Source organism: Nocardia pneumoniae NBRC 100136, assembly GCF_000308755.1.
Lineage (GTDB): Bacteria > Actinomycetota > Actinomycetes > Mycobacteriales > Mycobacteriaceae > Nocardia > Nocardia pneumoniae.
The window spans coordinates 104,981-120,872 of the sequence record NZ_BAGF01000041.1; the positions used below are offsets into that span (position 1 = coordinate 104,981).

At 69.6% G+C, this 15,892-nt stretch carries 21 protein-coding genes; 8 read left to right on the forward strand and 13 right to left on the reverse strand.

The annotated features are described in order from the left end of the window. Window positions 1-2: 2 nt before the first annotated feature. Entirely contained in the window at window positions 3-800 is a 798-nt protein-coding gene (locus ON34_RS12640) for an acyl-CoA thioesterase (protein ID WP_040778775.1), read from the reverse strand. 54 nt (window positions 801-854) lie between these two features. On the opposite strand from ON34_RS12640, the gene ON34_RS12645 reads away from it, so the two are divergent. Genes ON34_RS12645 through ON34_RS12655 form a run of 3 tightly spaced genes read left to right on the forward strand, consistent with a single transcriptional unit; the run spans window position 855 to window position 2,319 of the window. After that, window positions 855-1,328 (forward strand): winged helix-turn-helix transcriptional regulator, encoded by a 474-nt coding sequence (locus ON34_RS12645; RefSeq protein ID WP_040779039.1) that lies wholly within the window; start codon window positions 855-857, stop codon window positions 1,326-1,328. Window positions 1,329-1,375: 47 nt separating this feature from the next. Beyond that, window positions 1,376-1,789: an NUDIX hydrolase gene (locus tag ON34_RS12650; protein WP_083889360.1), complete on the forward strand. Its 414-nt coding sequence runs from the start codon at window positions 1,376-1,378 to the stop codon at window positions 1,787-1,789. 32 nt (window positions 1,790-1,821) lie between these two features. Next, on the forward strand, window positions 1,822-2,319 hold the full coding sequence (locus ON34_RS12655) for a hypothetical protein (protein WP_040778779.1): 498 nt from the start codon (window positions 1,822-1,824) through the stop codon (window positions 2,317-2,319). Window positions 2,320-2,449: 130 nt separating this feature from the next. On the opposite strand, the gene ON34_RS12660 is transcribed toward ON34_RS12655, so the two are convergent. The 4 genes from ON34_RS12660 to ON34_RS12675 are packed head-to-tail and all read right to left on the reverse strand — an operon-like array spanning window position 2,450 to window position 6,168. After that, window positions 2,450-3,049, reverse strand: a complete 600-nt coding sequence (locus ON34_RS12660) for a GTP-binding protein (RefSeq protein ID WP_040778781.1) — start codon at window positions 3,047-3,049, stop codon at window positions 2,450-2,452. Next, entirely contained in the window at window positions 3,030-3,404 is a 375-nt protein-coding gene (locus tag ON34_RS12665) for a DUF742 domain-containing protein (RefSeq protein WP_040778783.1), read from the reverse strand. The genes ON34_RS12660 and ON34_RS12665 overlap by 20 nt, the downstream gene beginning before the upstream one ends. Next, window positions 3,401-3,826, reverse strand: a complete 426-nt coding sequence (locus ON34_RS12670) for a roadblock/LC7 domain-containing protein (RefSeq protein ID WP_040778785.1) — start codon at window positions 3,824-3,826, stop codon at window positions 3,401-3,403. Before ON34_RS12670 ends, ON34_RS12665 begins: the two co-directional genes overlap by 4 nt. Window positions 3,827-3,828: 2 nt before the next feature. After that, on the reverse strand, window positions 3,829-6,168 hold the full coding sequence (locus tag ON34_RS12675; RefSeq protein ID WP_040779042.1) for a sensor histidine kinase: 2,340 nt from the start codon (window positions 6,166-6,168) through the stop codon (window positions 3,829-3,831). A 275-nt stretch (window positions 6,169-6,443) separates the two neighbouring features. Here ON34_RS12675 and ON34_RS12680 point away from each other — a divergent pair, with 275 nt between their 5' ends. Next, complete coding sequence (locus ON34_RS12680) at window positions 6,444-7,997, forward strand: succinic semialdehyde dehydrogenase (RefSeq protein WP_040778787.1); 1,554 nt, start codon at window positions 6,444-6,446, stop codon at window positions 7,995-7,997. Between the two features lie 66 nt (window positions 7,998-8,063). Here ON34_RS12680 and ON34_RS12685 read toward each other — a convergent pair whose 3' ends face one another. After that, entirely contained in the window at window positions 8,064-8,549 is a 486-nt protein-coding gene (locus tag ON34_RS12685) for a DUF779 domain-containing protein (RefSeq protein WP_083889362.1), read from the reverse strand. A gap of 71 nt (window positions 8,550-8,620) precedes the next feature. Beyond that, entirely contained in the window at window positions 8,621-9,841 is a 1,221-nt protein-coding gene (locus ON34_RS12690; protein ID WP_040778789.1) for an AfsR/SARP family transcriptional regulator, read from the reverse strand. A 143-nt stretch (window positions 9,842-9,984) separates the two neighbouring features. Between ON34_RS12690 and ON34_RS12695 the strand changes: the two genes are divergently transcribed. Further along, window positions 9,985-10,407, forward strand: a complete 423-nt coding sequence (locus tag ON34_RS12695) for an MmcQ/YjbR family DNA-binding protein (RefSeq protein WP_040778791.1) — start codon at window positions 9,985-9,987, stop codon at window positions 10,405-10,407. A gap of 10 nt (window positions 10,408-10,417) precedes the next feature. Here ON34_RS12695 and ON34_RS12700 read toward each other — a convergent pair whose 3' ends face one another. The 4 genes from ON34_RS12700 to ON34_RS12715 form a co-directional block, all read right to left on the reverse strand. Further along, complete coding sequence (locus ON34_RS12700; RefSeq protein WP_040778795.1) at window positions 10,418-10,741, reverse strand: hypothetical protein; 324 nt, start codon at window positions 10,739-10,741, stop codon at window positions 10,418-10,420. 74 nt (window positions 10,742-10,815) lie between these two features. After that, the gene (locus ON34_RS12705) at window positions 10,816-11,958 is read right to left on the reverse strand and encodes an alkaline phosphatase family protein (RefSeq protein WP_051022437.1); all 1,143 of its coding nucleotides are present in this window, start codon (window positions 11,956-11,958) and stop codon (window positions 10,816-10,818) included. 43 nt (window positions 11,959-12,001) lie between these two features. Further along, a complete protein-coding gene (locus ON34_RS12710) occupies window positions 12,002-12,313 on the reverse strand; it encodes a nuclear transport factor 2 family protein (RefSeq protein WP_040778797.1) in 312 nt (103 codons plus the stop codon). A gap of 59 nt (window positions 12,314-12,372) precedes the next feature. Beyond that, entirely contained in the window at window positions 12,373-13,002 is a 630-nt protein-coding gene (locus ON34_RS12715) for a TetR/AcrR family transcriptional regulator (RefSeq protein ID WP_040778799.1), read from the reverse strand. 108 nt (window positions 13,003-13,110) lie between these two features. On the opposite strand from ON34_RS12715, the gene ON34_RS12720 reads away from it, so the two are divergent. From ON34_RS12720 to ON34_RS12730, 3 genes are read left to right on the forward strand one after another with little or no spacing between them, the layout of a single operon-like run. After that, entirely contained in the window at window positions 13,111-14,178 is a 1,068-nt protein-coding gene (locus ON34_RS12720) for an SDR family oxidoreductase (protein WP_040778802.1), read from the forward strand. 10 nt (window positions 14,179-14,188) lie between these two features. Then, window positions 14,189-14,389 (forward strand): hypothetical protein, encoded by a 201-nt coding sequence (locus ON34_RS12725; RefSeq protein WP_040778805.1) that lies wholly within the window; start codon window positions 14,189-14,191, stop codon window positions 14,387-14,389. A 59-nt stretch (window positions 14,390-14,448) separates the two neighbouring features. Next, on the forward strand, window positions 14,449-15,333 hold the full coding sequence (locus tag ON34_RS12730; protein ID WP_040778807.1) for an LLM class F420-dependent oxidoreductase: 885 nt from the start codon (window positions 14,449-14,451) through the stop codon (window positions 15,331-15,333). A 24-nt stretch (window positions 15,334-15,357) separates the two neighbouring features. On the opposite strand, the gene ON34_RS12735 is transcribed toward ON34_RS12730, so the two are convergent. Continuing rightward, entirely contained in the window at window positions 15,358-15,753 is a 396-nt protein-coding gene (locus ON34_RS12735; RefSeq protein ID WP_040778809.1) for a hypothetical protein, read from the reverse strand. After that, window positions 15,750-15,878 carry a hypothetical protein gene (locus tag ON34_RS38090; RefSeq protein WP_281032448.1) on the reverse strand — a complete coding sequence of 43 codons (129 nt, stop codon included), beginning with the start codon at window positions 15,876-15,878 and terminating at the stop codon, window positions 15,750-15,752. Before ON34_RS38090 ends, ON34_RS12735 begins: the two co-directional genes overlap by 4 nt. Window positions 15,879-15,892 lie beyond the last annotated feature (14 nt).

Genomic DNA, 15,892 nt, shown 5'->3' on the forward strand with positions numbered 1-15,892 from the left:
TTTCAGCCGAGGACACGGCGGGTCTGCCGAGCCGAGGCGAGCAGCTGCCCGTCCTGGTTCCAGATCGAGATGTCGTCCACCGACCAACCGCCGCCGGTCGAGGCGTTCTCGGCGCGTACCAGCACCGGCTGCTGTCCGGCGGGCTCGCCGTGCAGGTACATCGACTGCGCGACGGTGGGGACGGCCACGGGCGCGTGCAGGGTGGGGAAGACGGCGGGTGGCAGCGCGTCGGCGAGGACGGCGAGGGTGGCCGCGTTCGTCGGCAGTGGCGGGACCAGGGCGATCCACGCGCACATCATGCGTTCGTCCGCGCCGGTGAGCGGCAGCGGTCCCGTGCAAGGGCGGATGTCGAAATGCGCCCCTACCGGCACGATTTCCGGCGGCAGGGCGAACTTCGCACATGCTTCGGGGCCGGGTGCCTCCGGTGCGGGCTCGCCTGCGTAGTCGTCGACGCCGGTCGCCAGCGTGCGTCCGAGCGTGACGGCGGCCGCGGCGATCGGGCTGCCGTCTTGGTCGGCCCGCACCTCCAGTACGGCGGTGCTGCGTCCGACCGTGTGCTCGGTCGCATGGAAAGTCAGTGCGCCTTCGGTGGGACGGCCGAGGAAACGCAGGTCCACCGCACGCACCGGCAGCGGATCGGTAGCCGCTTCGCATGCCACCTCGACGAGCAGGGCGGCGATCACGCCGCCGTGTGGTCCGGTCCAGCCGCGCCAGCTCTGGTCGACGCGCGCCTGCCAACCGTCGCCGGTCTCGGTCAGCGCGAACTCCTCGGCGAGCGTCCGCGTAGTGAGTTGCATCATGAAACGAACCATAAGGTAGTGAGTTCCATGAAGCAACTGACTATGCTGGCGGATATGCGCAGGACGAGCTTCGAGGACATGAACTGCTCGCTGGCCCAGTGCCTCGAGGTGGTCGGGGAGTGGTGGACGCTGCTGATCGTGCGGGACGCGCTGTTCGGCGTGACGCGCTTCGACGACTTCCGGGCCCGCCTCGGTATCGCGCGCAATGTGCTGACCCAGCGGCTGGAGCACCTGGTCGACCACGGCGTGCTTACCCGACAGCCCTACCAGGACAATCCGGTTCGCTACGACTACCGCCTGACGCCGAAAGGGCGCTCGCTGTGGCTGGTCGTCACGGCGATGCGCCAATGGGGCGACGAATGGGCGGCCCCGGACGGTCCGCCGGTGCAGACACGGCACATCGGTTGCGGACACCTGGTGACCATCGAGCCGGTGTGCTCCGAGTGCGGAGAGCGCGTCGGCGCGCGCGACCTGCGCCCGGTCCTCGGACCGGGCGCCAAGGACCCCTCTCTTCTCCCGACCGGCTGATCAGAGCCCGCGCGGCGCGGCACGCGATGCGGCGTTAGGCTGCGGCAGTGGCGGACGGGCGAGTGCGGCAGTTGATCGACACGGTGGCGTGGGTGCGGATCGAGGGCGGACGGATCCTGTGCGCCAGACCGCGCGGCAAGGACGTCTTCTATATCCCCGGCGGCAAACGCGAGGGCGGCGAGTCCGACATCCAGACGCTGACACGGGAGATCGAGGAGGAGCTCACCGTCGCGCTGCTGCCCGAGACCGTCGCGCACGTGGGCACGTACGAAGCCGTGCACGGCCCCGCGGACGCCGCGGTGGTGCGGATGAGCTGCTACACCGCCGACTATCGCGGAACGCTGGCCGCGAGCAGCGAGATCGAAGAGGTCGCGTGGTTCCGCTACGCCGATCGCGCTCTCGTTCCGCCGGTCGACCAGTTGTTGTTCGACGATCTGGTGAACGCCGGTCTGCTGGGGTGAATCGCGGGCCGAACAGCGCTACCGTCGGCGCTATGTCGTGGCTTCGGGCACTCCTTCGGTATGCGGGATATGCGCTGTGGGCGTTGCCGCTGGCGATACGGCGGATTCCGACCCGGCTGCGGGTGCCGCGGCGGATGCTCGGCGAATCCGTTCTGCCGCATAAGTTCTCGGTCGCACGGTCGGTATCGCACTCGGTGCTCAGCGGTGCGGTCGGCCTGCTGTGCTGGTTTCTCGCGTTCCTGGCGGTGGTGGCCGCGATCAGGGGGATCTGCTATCCGCTGTTCGCGGCAGACAATCTCGGAGGGTCCTGGGGCGGACCGTCATTGGCGGGCGCGTGGGCGGTGCACGCCGTTCTCGGCGTCGGCCTGCTGCCGGTATGGCTGCTGGTCCTGGCCGGGCTCGGCGCGTTCCAAGTGCGACTCACCCGCGGCCTGCTGGGCCGCAACGGTCCGTGGTGGCCCGTTCCGGCCGCCGCCGTTTTGGCCGCGGGCGGAGCGCTGCTGTTCGTCGCCTGGCTGCGACAGGTGTGATCGCTGGAGCGCCGAACTACCAGCCGCGCAACCGCGCTCGCTGCCCCTCGAATCAGCAGCCCTGCGCCCGGCCGCAGGGCGCTGACTCGGTCGCGGAGGACGGGTAGTAGTTGCGCGGGCGAAGTCCCGCTCAGGTGGTGACCTGCGCGCGCTGCGCGCGTTGGATCAGATGCTCGACTAGGGTCAGCAGCACGCTCTTGCAGGAGCTGCGGTCACGGGCGTCGCACAGCATCACCGGGGTGACCGTGTCGAGGTCGAGTGCGTCGCGCACTTCATCGATCGTGTAGCGCGGTGCGCCGTCGAAGCAGTTCACCCCGACCATGAAGGGCAGGCCGCGGCGCTCGAAGAAGTCCACGGCGGCAAAGGAGTTGCCCAGCCTGCGGGTGTCCGCGAGGACGACCGCGCCCAGGGCGCCGCGCGCCAGCTCGTCCCACAGGAACCAGAACCGGTCCTGGCCAGGGGTGCCGAACAGATAGAGCACCAGGTTGCGGTCGATGGTGAGTCTGCCGAAGTCCAGCGCGACCGTGGTCGTGGACTTCTGCTCGACGCCGGAGAGGTCGTCGATGCCGGTGCTCATCTCGGTGATCAGTTCTTCGGTGCGCAAGGGCGCGCATTCGCTGATCGCCGACACCAAAGTGGTCTTGCCCACGCCGAACCCGCCGGCGACGAGGATCTTGACCGACGCGGCCAGCTGCGGCGTGCCGCTCGGGTCAAATTTTACGGATTCCATCCAGTACCGCTCGCAATATCTTGAGGTCATCAGGGCCGGCCTCCGTCGGAACGGGGGCACGGAAGATCAATTGCCCATCGCCGATCAGATCACCGACGAGGATCTTGGTCACCGCAAGCGGCAACCGCAACTGTGCGGACACTTCGGCGACGGTCTGTGAAACCCGGCATAGCCGAAGAATATCCACGTACTCCGGTTCGAAACGTCGCGGGGCGGGTGCGGAGTGGTCAACGACCACCGACGTGAGCATATCCAGCTCGGGGCCGGAGCTGGTGGTTCGTCCGCGCGTGAGCGCGTAGGGACGCACCAGCGGACCTGCCGCTTCGTCGAACCAGGGCTCACGCGGGTCGGTCATGGCAGGTTCGGTTCGACCTGTCCGACGAGGTCCTGCCGCGGTGTGGTGGACAGGTAGCTGCCGACGCGCTGGACGGTCAGGTTCATCTCGTAGGCCACCATGCCGAGATTCGCCGACTCGGCGGCTTGCAATGCCAGGCAAGCGTTGTCGCCCGCGGAGGTGACGAACAGCACCGCGCGGTCGAGTTCGATGACGGCCTGGCGGACGCCGCCGCCGTCGAACCGGTTGCCCGCACTGCGCGCCAGCCCGTAGAGCGCCGAGGACATCGCGCCGAAGTGTTCGGCGTCCTCGCGGCTCATGCCGCTGGAGCGGCCGAGTAGTAGACCATCGGTGGACAGCACCACCGCGTGGCGCACGCCCGCCAGCCGGTCGACGAGATCGTCCAGCAGCCAGTTGAGATCACCTGCGGGAGAAATGGACACCCCTAGCCTTCCTGTTCATCGGAAATGATGGCGCGACGGCCCTGCCGCGTCCCGTTCTCGATGGCGGACATCAGATCGCGGGCCTGTTCGGCGGAGCGTGCGGGCGCGGTCGCGGCATGCTCCTGGACCGCTTGCGCCAATTGCGGTGCGAGATTGGTCTGTCGATTTCGCCGGGGCAGCGCGGGGCGGCCGTCCGGGCCCGGTTCCGGCGGCGCCTCGGTGAACGGCCGAGGTCCGTAGCGGGGCGCCGCCGACCCGTTGGCCGCCGTCGCCACGGAGAACGTGCCGCTCGGGGTAGGGTCCGCCGCCTCCGCGGGCGCTGCGGTGACGCCGCGGCGACTGCCCGGATCGGTGAGTTCCGCCGGTGTCGGCGGCGTGTCGGGGTCGCCGGTGATGAGCGCGGTCGGGATGATCACGATCGCCTTGATCCCGCCGTAGTCGGAATCCGACAGCCGCACCGCGATGCCGTGGCGCGCGGCCAGCTGGGCGACCACGAACAATCCGAGCCGGGAATCGGCCGACAAGGCGGCGACCCCGAAGTCGGGTGGGTTGCGCAGCATGTCGTTCGTCTTGGCCACCTCGGCCTCGGACATGCCCATGCCCTGATCGGCGATCTCGACCACCACGCCCTTGCCGACGACGTTGCCGGTCACTTCCACCCGCGATTGCGGCGGCGAGAACGAGGTGGCGTTGTCCACCAGTTCGGCGAGCAGGTGGATGAGGTCGGCGACCACGGCGCCGAGCACCTGGGTCTCCGGCAGCCGGGCCACCCGGACTCTGGGGTAGTCCAGCGTCTCGCCGACCGCGCTGCGCACTACGTCGACCAGCGGAACAGGGTTGCGCCACTGCCTGCCCGGCTTGCCGCCGCCGAGAATGGTGAGGTTCTCGGCGTTGCGCCGCTCCCGGGTGGCCAGATGGTCGAGGCGGAAGAGCGTGTCGAGCAGGACCGGGTCTTCCTGCCGCTGCTCGGCCTCGTCGAGGATCTCCAGCTGCCGGTGCACCACGATCTGGCTGCGGTGGGCGATGTTCAGGAACACCGCCTTCACGCCTTCGCGGGTGCGGGCTTCGGCCACCGCGGCGGCGACGGCGGTGGAGTGCGCGTGCTGGAAAGCCTTGGCGACCTGGCCGATCTCGTCGTGGCCGTAGTCCAAGTCGGGGGATTCGGCGGTCGCATCGACGGTTTCGCCGTCGCGCAACCTGCGCATCATGTCCGGCAGGCGCTCGTCGGCCAGCGCGAGTGTCTCGCCGCGTAGCCGCTTCAGCCGGCGGATGACGCGGTTGGCGATGACCACCGCGATGAGAAACGCCAGCCCGCTGACCAGGAGCACGCCGCCGCCCGCGACAGCGGACCTGGTCGCCGCGGCGGCCGCTTTGTCCTCGGCGAGGCTCTGCGAGGCCCGATTGTGCGCGGTCCACGCGTCGATGAGGCCGCGGCTGACTTCCGCGGCGGCGCTGTGCCATTCCTGCGTGCTCAACGGCAACGGGGGCGGACCCGTGGGACGCGCGCCGCTGCCGGACGTGCTGGAGCTGGTCGAACCGGTCGGAGTCGGGGCGGGCGCCATAGCGCGCTGAGCGATGGCGTTCTCCATCGCGGTGAGCTGCTGCCAGGCCGTCCCCGCGGTCAGTGCTTGGAGGTGCCGCTGCTCCGCGCCCTCGAGTTCGGCGCTGAGCGCGCTGATCTCGGTGTGGTAGAAGCCGATCTGCCGGAGGTATTCCTCCACCGGGATGAGTGGGGGAGTGGCCGGGTCGCTGAATATCGCGCCGAGCGCGTCGCTGCGGGCCATCGCCTCGGTGGCGTTGAACAAGCGCATCCCGGTGGCGATGCGGATGGCGATTTCGCTGTCGGGCGCGGTCTGCTCGGCGACTTTGGTGCCCACCGAGATCACGTCGAGCAGCCGGTTGAAGAACAGGTAGGCGTCCGCGGGCGGCAGCGCGGCCGCGTCGGCGCCGGAACGCACCGCCGTCAAATTCTGGGTGAGCGTGGTGAAATTGGCGACGTTGTCACCGAGTTTCGAGTCGTCGACGTCGCGGATGCCCTCGGACGCCTCGACGAGGCCGCGCAGGGCCGCGTCCAGCCGCGTCCGCGCGGTGCCGAGGGCGGGCGCGACGGCGCCGTCGCCGGCGAGCTGGGCGAGGGTGAGGTGGCGTTCCAGTTGGACCGCCTCCATCAGTTCCCTGGTCGAGGGGATGGCCTTCTGGTTCTCCGCGGCCCAGTCCTTCGCCTTGGTTCCCTCGGCCACCAGATAGCTCGCAGCGCCCACGCCGACGACAAGCAGAGTCAGGCTCGGGATGAGCGCGATCGCCAGAATCCGGGTGCGGACCCCGAGCCTCGCTCTGAACATCCGCACAAGGTAATCCACGAACCCGGACATCCGGGGGTCCTGTCCCGCTGAGCGGGACTCGATTTGACTCGGGCCGGTCAGTCGTGGGTGATCGACAGAGCGGGCGAAAGTTATTGCCTTGGTGCATAACTGAATCGCGTGGCGTTCGGCGCCGGGCTGCGCGTGGCCGCCGCCGCGGTGCCGACACGGCTGGTGTCGCTGCAGCGGGTTCATGGCGGGCGGCGAACGGCGTAGATTGTATGTATCCCGGAGTTACTCACAAGTAGGAGGCGACGATGCCCGCGCCGGAAGCCGACGTATTCGACCGCCTGAGCGCGCTGGCCGCGATCGAGGCGCCCACCGAACGGCAGCACAAGACGATCGCGGAGACGTTCACCGGCAACCCGCTGGGCAGCGTGCCGGTGGGCACCGCGTCCGACGTCACGGCCGCCTTCGACAAGGCCCGCGCGGCGCAGGAGCGCTGGGCGGCGCTGCCGGTGGCCGAACGTGCCGCGGTGCTGGAGCGCTATCGGGCGCTGGTGGTGCGGCACCGCGAGTTCCTGATGGACGTGGTGCAGGCCGAGACGGGCAAAGCGCGCTGGGCGGCGCAGGAAGAAATCATGGGCCTGATGTTCGCGGCCCGCTACTTCGCCAAGGTCGCACCTCGCTTGCTGGGCGGCCACCGGGTGCGGGGAGCCTTCCCGGTGCTCAACCGCGCGTCGGTTCGTTACCAGCCCAAGGGCGTGGTCGGCGTCATCGCGCCGTGGAACTACCCGCTGCTGCTGTCGATCGGCGATTCCATTCCGGCGCTCATCGCGGGCAACGCCGTCGTGGTCAAACCCGACAGCCAGACTCCGTTCTCCACGCTGGCCGGCGCCGAATTGCTCTACCAGGCGGGTCTGCCGCGTGAGCTGCTCGCGGTCGTGCCCGGCCCTGGCGCCGTGGTCGGCACCGCGATCGTCGACGCGTGCGGCTACCTGATGTTCACCGGATCCTCGCAAACCGGGCGCCACCTGGCCGAGCAGTGCGGCCGCAGGCTGATCGGATTCTCGGCCGAACTCGGCGGCAAGAATCCGATGATCGTCGCCAAGGGCGCCGACCTGGACAAGGCCGCCAAGGCCGCCGTGCGCGCCTGCTTCTCCAACGCCGGACAGCTCTGCATCTCCATCGAGCGGCTCTACGTCGAGCGGGACGTCGCCGAGGCGTTCACCGAGAAATTCGTCGCCGCGGTGAACGCCGCGAAACTCGGTGCCGCCTATGACTATTCGGCCGACATCGGCAGCCTCATCTCCGAAGCGCAGCTGGAGACGGTGTCCAAGCACATCGCGGACGCCACCGCCAAGGGCGCGAAAGTGCTGACCGGCGGCAACGCCCGCCCGGACCTGGGTCCGCTGTTCTTCGAGCCCACCGTGCTGGCGGAGGTGACCGACGAGATGGAGTGCGGCCGCAACGAAACCTTCGGCCCGCTGGTGTCGATCTATCCCGTCGACAGTGTCGAGGAGGCCGTGCGGCTGGCCAATGACACCGAGTACGGCCTCAATGCCTCGGTGTGGGCGGCGAGCAAGTCCGAGGGTGAACGCATCGCGGCGCGGTTGCACGCGGGCACCGTGTGCGTGGACGAAGGTTACGCACCGGCCTGGGGCACCACCGCGGCTCCGATGGGCGGCATGGGCATCTCCGGTGTCGGCCGCCGTCATGGTCCCGATGGCTTGCTGAAGTTCACCGAACCGCAGTCCATCGTGGTGACCCGGTTCCTGAATCTCGATGCGCCGAAGTTGTTCCCGAAGGGCAAGTGGCAGCCGTTCCTGATGGTGATCGCCCGCGTTCTGCGCATCCTGCCCGGACGCTGACGCACGCGCTCCGCCCGGGTGGTCGTGCCCACCCGGGCGGACGCCCCGCCGGTTCGCTGACGCAGCTCAAGCCAACCGGTCGGCTCCGGTGCGCGGCGGCCCCCCGTCCGCCAGCGCCGCTGCTTCCTCGTCGGTGAGCAGCCGTGTCCTGATGACGAAGTGCGTGTCCTCGGGCGAGCCGCCGCCGTGTCCGTCGATCACGTCCAAGGTCAGATGGGTGTGCTTCCAGCGTTCGTACTGCTCTGCGCTGACCCAGAATTCGGTGTGCCAGGGCAGACTGCCCAACAGCACGTCCGCGCCGCCGATCCGGGCCTGGCGGATGGGCAGGCACGTCGGCGAGTTCCCGTCGCGATATCCGCCGGACTGGTGGAACAGCACCGCGCCGTGCTGTTCGATCGTGCGGCGCAGCACGATCCTGGCGCGGTCGGTGATATCCACCCGGCGGACTCGCCGCGCCAGCGCCGCGCCGTCGGCCGGGCGCCGATGGCGTGGGCGTAGGGGGTCGGATAGTCGACGATGCCGAAGGCCCGTCCCCGCTCTGGTGTAGGTCATGATTCCTCGCAGATCTCTCGGATCGGGCCCACTATGGTCGGCCGAGGTTGGCGCGAGGTTGGTGCGAACGGCTAGTCGTGCAAGGCGGTGTGCAGCCGGGCGGCTACCACCGCACGGCGGACGTCGTCGCGCGGCAACAATCGCAACGCGTGCTCGTGCACCTCGATGTCGGCCGGGGCACGCTCGCCGAAGGACACCGCGTGCTCGGCGCGGTCACTGGCGAGCACGGCGGCCCGCACGCCCACGTCGAGATAGTGACGCCACTGCAGCACGCCGGGAGTCTCCGATCCGGGCAACAGCGGACCGCGATACAGCCGGACCGCCGAGGTGGTGTCGCCCGACCGGATGGCAGCGAGCAGGTCGACGGCGTCGCAGGCCACCTGGCCGGTCAGAACGTAACGCCGATTGCTGATTTCGCCGCCGGTGGCACGGCGCAGATGCGAGACGTCGGCCTTCAGGGTGCTGCTGGAGACCGAGCGATCGCCATAGATGGCGTCGTGCAACTGCTCGGGGGTGAAGCCGTCCGGCTGGAGCGCCAGCAGCGCGAGGATCTCCAGCTGCCGGGGCGGCAGCCGCAGCGGTTTGCCGTCCCGTGTCAGGCGGGCGGTGCCGAGGCATTCCAACCGCACTCCCGGTGCGGGTGCGGGCGCGGCGGTGCGCAGTAGAGTCTCCGCCGCCGTGGCCAGCGCTCGGACCGAGGTGAGCACCGCCGGATGGGATCGGTCCCAGTAGCTGGACAAATCGAGCACGCCCGCCACTCTGCCGTCGGGCCCGTGGATCGGGGCGCAGTAGCACACCCAGCCGTGCAGCGCGGCGACCAGATGCTCGGCGGAGAACACCGACGCCGAGCGCTCGCTGTGCAGCGAGAGCGCCACGCCGTTGGTGCCCATGTGGCTTTCGTTCCAGCAGCCGCCGGGCGCGAAGTTCACCTGCTCGGCCTGCCTGCGCAGCGCGCGGTCACCGCAGGACCACAGGACGGTGCCGGCGGGGTCGGTGACCACGGCCAGGTAACCGGAGTCCTCGGTGAGGTCACGCAACTCGCCCGCCAGCGTCGTCACGGGTGCGCGCAGCGGGGACGCGGCCCACCGATCGGCGACGTCGTCCACTCCGGGCGCGACGGTGCGACCGGGGTCGACGGTGCGCAGTGACCGCCGCCAGGATTGCGCCACGTCATTGCGCAGCACGGTGTTCCGGGGTGCGGGCGGGGGTGTGGTGTGTGGAGCTGTCGCCCAGCGCTCCCATTCTCGTTCCAGTTCGGTCCGCTGCTCGGTAAGGGTGCGGAACTGCGCCACGTGGAAGACCCATCGTCGTCGTGTGAGTTCATCTTCGCTCTCTCATTGTGGCGGACGCCGGTTGGGAGCGTGTCACACTGACACAGACCGGTCGGTCGCTATGGGTTTTGGGCAGCAGGGTCGGCGACTTAGGCTTGCTGTCCATGGCGACCGTTTCGCGGCGGGCGCGTCTCGCCGACGTGCACGAGGTGGCCTCCGGCATGCCGCACGTGACACGCATCGATGGACCGCGGGGCAACCCGATCTACCAGGTCGGGGGGAAGTCGTTCGTGTTCTTCCGGAATCCGCGTCCGGACGCGGTGGATCCGGTGACCGGCGAGCGATACGCCGACGTCATCGTGTTCTGGGTGCCGTCGGAGTCGGACAAGCAGGCGCTGGTGCAGGACCCGGACTCGCCGTTCTTCACCACCCGACACTTCGACGGGCATCCCTCGGTGCTGCTGCGCGCCAGCCGGATCGGCGAATTGAGCCGCCAGGAGCTCACCGAGGTGATCCAGGACGCCTGGTTGGCCCGGGCCTCGCGCAGGCGGGCGGCGGACTGGCTGGCCGCCCATCCGCCGCGCTGACCGGCACCGGTCACTTGCGGATGAAAATGCCTGCTACATCGGCGTTCTTGATCGGTGTGTCGGCGTTGGCCTGAGCGCCGCACAGCAGCTCCACCGACACCATCGTCGCGTCCACCACGGTGCCCGCCGGTTCGCGGTCGTCTTTGCTCTGCTGCTTGACGAACTTGGTGATCGTCGTGCGCTTGGTGTCCTGATCCTGCTTGATGTACTCGCTGCACGGGGTGTCGCCGCCGCGGTTGAGCGCGCGCTCGATATCGCTGCAGCCCGCGAGCACCATGGCGACCACCGCGATCCCCAGGCCGGTCCGGCCGGTCCGTGACAGCGTGGCGTTCATGAGCTCCTCCTGAAGGTTCGGGCACGGCGACATCCGCCGCGATCGCAGTACACCCTAAGGCCCGGCCGCGCCGATCAGGCGCGGAAGACGCACAGCGGAACGTTCATCTCCGCCGGGGTGAGCGAACCATGGTGGCCGACCAACCGCGACTGCAACGGCTCGATACCGCTGCGGATGACCCCGCGCCGCCCGCGGGCGACCACGACCAGATCGCCGATGCGCTCGGCGATCGCGGGGGTGACCCTCGGGCCGAACCAGCCGCGGGCCACCGCCTCGTCCCTGGTGAGCACCTCGAAATCGGCGCCGAGCGTGTCCTGCCAGGTCGCCGCGACGTCGGCGGCCGCGCCGGCCACGGTGTAGACGTGCCGGGCGCGGGCCTCACCGCCCAGCTCGCGGACGCCGTCGCGCAACGCGTCCGTGGTGTCGAAATCGACGCGTCCGTCCAGTTCCACCATGCCGTGATCGGCGGTGACCAGCAGCGCCGCGCCGGGCGGCAGCTGTTCGGCCACGGCGGCGGCGAGCCGGTCGACGTTGGCGAGCTCCAATTCCCAGGCCCGGGACGAGACACCGCGGACGTGGCCGGTGAGGTCGAGGTAGCCGTGGTAGGTGTAGACCAGCGACCGTGATCGGGCACGCAAGGCATCGGCCACACCGGCGATGAGATCGCCGACCGACACCTGGGGCCGGAATTCGCACCCGCGGAAGACCGCTCTGGTCAGCCCGGACCCGGCCTGATCGCGCGGCGAGACCTGGGTGACGGCGATTCCGTCGGCCGCGGCGCGTTCGAAAACCGTTGGCAGCGGCTGGAACTCCTCCGGCACGAGCTCGGCGCGCAGATCGGCCTTGGTCGGGTCGCCGTGCAGGCGCCAGGCCAGCGGATTCAACAGGTGATCGTAGCCGGGGATGTTGAGCAGGTAACCGACGATCCCGTGCTCGCCGGGCGGCGAGCCGACGCCGAGTGAGCCCAGACTGGTGGCCGTCGTCGTCGGGAATCCGGCCGTCAGCGACATCGGCGCGAGGCCGGACAGGAATGGCGCCGCGGCGGGAGCGGCGGCCAGCGCTTCGTAGCCGAGCCCGTCGATCAGCAGGACGCAGACCCGGTCGACGTGGAGGTCGAGCCCGAGGCGGTCGTCGGCGCCCGGGACGCCGAGTCCGGCCAGAACCGAGGGGAACAGATCGGCCAGGGAACCCGTGCCGTAACGGGGCGCGACGAACACGAACGTCAGGATGTCAACGTCGGCGGCCGGATGGCAAGGGCATTCAGGCCTGCCCGGTCTCGAAGCGGCTCACCTTGCCGTCCCGCACGACGAACCGCCAGTTGGTGCGCATCGAGCCCCACCGTGAATTGGTGTAGTCGGCAACCAGTTCGGTGCCGTCGTCGCCGATGGACTCGATCCGCATGCGGCCGTTGCTGTCGAAGATCTCCGCTTCGGTCCACTGGGCGAGGTTTCGTTCCACGCCGTCGTCGGACATGGTCGCGTCGTCGGTGAGCACCGCGTAGAACCGGTCCTGATCGTTTGCGTTGAGCGCGTCGACGAACTCCTGCACCGTCGGATCGAGCTGGGCGTTCATCCGGGTCGTCCTCTCGGATCGATGGGGAAGAATCAGACCGCAAACCTCTGGCGTCTACTTTAGGTCAGCGGCGGGGTGCTGGGCTCGATCAGCATGGTGAACGTCCGCATGACATCGTCCACCAGATCCGACGCGGTGGTGCCGAACTGTGTCGCGCGTTTTTCCAGCTGCCCGTCCAGCCACAGCGAGGCCATGCCGTGCCCGAGTCCCCAGAACATGACCGCCAGCGTGTCGGCTTTGTCGGCGGGTAGCGCCCCCGCGCGCACACATTCGGCGATCGCGTCGGCGAGAACGCCGAACGCGGCGTCGCCGGCCGCCATGGTGTCGGGATGCTTGTCCGGCTGGGACAGCTCGGGCCGGAACATCAACCCGAAATAGGCCGGTTGCTCGCGGGAGAACCGGACGTAGGCGCGGGCCATCGCGCCGAGAGCGCCCATGGGCGTCGTCGCGGCGTCGCGGGCGGCGGTCAAGTATGCGCCGAGCGACTGGAAGCCCTGGGTGGACAGCGTCGCGAGCAAGGCGGCCCGGTCGGGAAAGTGGTGGTAGGGCGCCGCGGTGCTCACTCCGGCCTCGCGGGCCACCCGGCGCAGGCTGACCGCGGCGAGTCCCTCGGTTTCGATCAAACGCAGGCAGGCCGCCAGCAGCGCGTCGCGCAGGGCGCCGTGGTGATAACTGGTCCGCGTCACCATCCGAGCGTATTCGACGTGTGCTGGACAGCCTAACTATGCGGTGCTTAGATTATCTGAGCGGCGCTCAGATCAGTGCCGCGGTAGCCACTTCACGAAACGGGTGAACACATGAGCACACGGGTATTGGTGACCGGGGCAACAGGATTCGTCGCCGGTCAGGTCATCGCCGAGTTGCTGGAACACGGCTACGCCGTGCGCGCGACCGTCCGCGATCTCGGCGCAACTGCCAAACGAGCGCACTTGGTCGAGCTCGCCGAGCGAACCGGAGGCGAACTGGAGTTCGCGCGGGCCGACCTGGACCGCGACGACGGCTGGGCGGCCGCCGTCAACGGCTGCACCGACGTCATGCACGTCGCCTCGCCGTTCCCGGCGACCCCGCCGGACGACGAGCGCGAGCTCATCGACACCGCGGTCGAGGGCACCCTGCGCGTGCTGCGCGCCTGCGCCGCCGCCGGTGGGGTGCGCCGGGTGGTGCTGACCTCCTCGATCGCCGCGATCGTCTACGGCCACGCGGCCGACGCGCTGCGCACCGAGGCCGATTGGACGGTGCTCGAGCGCAGCCCGGCCTATCCGAAGAGCAAGACGCTGGCGGAGCGGGCGGCGTGGGACTTCGTCGGAAAGCTGCCCGCCGCCGAAGCGTTCGACCTGGTCGTCGTCAATCCCGGCATGGTGCTCGGCCCGGTGCTGTCCGCGATGACGAGCACCTCGCACGAGCCCGTGCGCAGGCTGCTGGCCCGGGACATGCCCGGCACGCCCCGGGTCGGCTGGGCCACGGTGGACGTGCGCGACCTCGCGGTGGCGCACCGCCTGGCGCTGGAGACGCCCGCGGCCGCGGGCAACCGCTACATTTGCGCGGGCGAGCACCTCTGGATGGACGAGATGGCACGCATCCTCGCCGAAGAGTTCGGCCCGCGTGGGTTCCGGGTTCCGACCAGGCGGCTGCCGAACTGGGTGGTGCGCGCGGTCGCGCTCTTCGACAAGGGCGTTCGGCTGACCCTGCCCACGCTGGGACGCACCGAACTGCTCAGCGCCGAGAAGGCCCGTCGCGAACTCGGCTGGAGCATGCGCCCGGTCCGGGAAACGGTGTTGGACACTGCCGAAAGCCTGCTCCAGCACGGGATCGTCGCGGGACCGGACCAGCGGACGACCGGGCCGCTCGCGGCCGCGAGCGCGTGAGGAGCGCGTCGTGCTGATCGCGACACTGATCATCACCACGGTCGCCATGGTGCGGCGCTGGTTCGGACGCCGGGCCGCGGGCGCGAACTCCGCCGAACGGCGGCCTGCCCGGTCGGTCCAGCGGGCGTTGCGCCGTCCGGTTCCGGTGGCCGCGACCATCGTGGCGCTGCTCGGGATAGTCGTGGCCACGGGCGCGATCACTCAGTGCTGAACAACGCGTAGTCGGGGGGCGGAGTGAACGCGCGTCGCCCGGTTCGCTAGACAAGACGCGTGACTGCGCAGCGCCCCTTCCGGTTCGGTGTCAACATGGTGGTCCCCGAAACCCGGTCGAAGTGGATCGAAAAGTGCCGTAGGGCAGAGGAACTGGGTTTCGACGTGGTCGGCGTCGCCGACCATCTCGGCTTGCCCGCGCCGTTCCCCGCGATGATCCTGGCCGCCGAGGCGACCGAGCGGGTGCGGCTGAACACGTTCGTGCTCAACACCGCCTTCTACAATCCCGTGCTGCTGGCCCGGGACGTGGCCGGGGCCGATCAGTTCACCGATGGGCGAGTCGAACTCGGCCTCGGCGCGGGTTACGTGCAGGCCGAGTTCGAAACCGCGGGCATCCCGTTCGAGAGCGGCCGCAAACGCGTCGAGCACCTGGAGAACACGGTGACCACGCTGCGCAGCCTGTTCGCCGACCCGGAGTACCAGCCGCAGCCCGCGCAGCCGTCGGGCCCGCCCGTGCTCATCGGCGGCTGGGGTGATCGACTGCTGGGTGTAGCCGCGCGACACGCCGACATCATCGCCTTCACGGGTGCGGCGGCCGCGCGCAACGGCGGGCCGTTGCAGATGGCCGGACTCGCCGAAACCGAGGAGCGCGTGGCCTACGTGCGCGAGCTGCTCGGGTCGCGGCTGGACCGGGTCGAGTTCAACATCCTTGTGCAGCGAGTGGTTCCGCCCGCCGAACGCGCGAGCGTGCTGGAGATCTTCGGCCCGGCGCTGCCGCCGGACGTCGCCGACTCGCCCGAGGATCACCCCATCCTGCTCATGGGCACTCCCGAGGAGATGGCCGACCGCCTGCGCGATCGCCGCGACCGCTACGGCATCAGCTACATCACCGTCCTCGAGGACAGCATGGAGAACTTCGCTCCGGTCATCCAGCTCCTGCGCTGACCTGGCGCGGCGGGCGGGTGCGGGTCAGGGCAGCGCGTCGATGATGACGCGAGGGTCGATCTGGCGCAGCCGCTTCGGGCGGCCGGTCAGGCACGGCCAGTCCCGGGAGACCGCCTCGCGGGTGGCATGGCCCGCCGCGATGAGCGCGCCTGCCCAGCGGTCGACGTCGAGCCGATGATCGGTCGTGTGACCGAACGCGGGGACCACGGTATGTGGCAGGCCGACCAGCACGGCCAGGATGTCGAGCCGGTCGGCCGGAATATGGGTGCGCGCCGCGGCGAGGACGGTGCTCGGCACGACGATGGTGTTGCCCGCGTCGACCGTCGCCCAGACCACCGCCTGGGCGTAGTTGGCGCGGTTGACGAAGGCGACGATCGCGGCGGCGTCCAAGACGATGCCGCCCAGCGCCGGGGTCGTCACGCCGCGCCGGTGCGCGGTTCGTGTGTGTCCTCGTCGGATAGCGGCGGTAGGTCGTGCTGGTCGACCGGCTCGAAAAAGCTTCGCGCGCTGAAGATCAGCTCTGTCCTATGCTCCCGCAACGGCATGCCACGACTCTAAA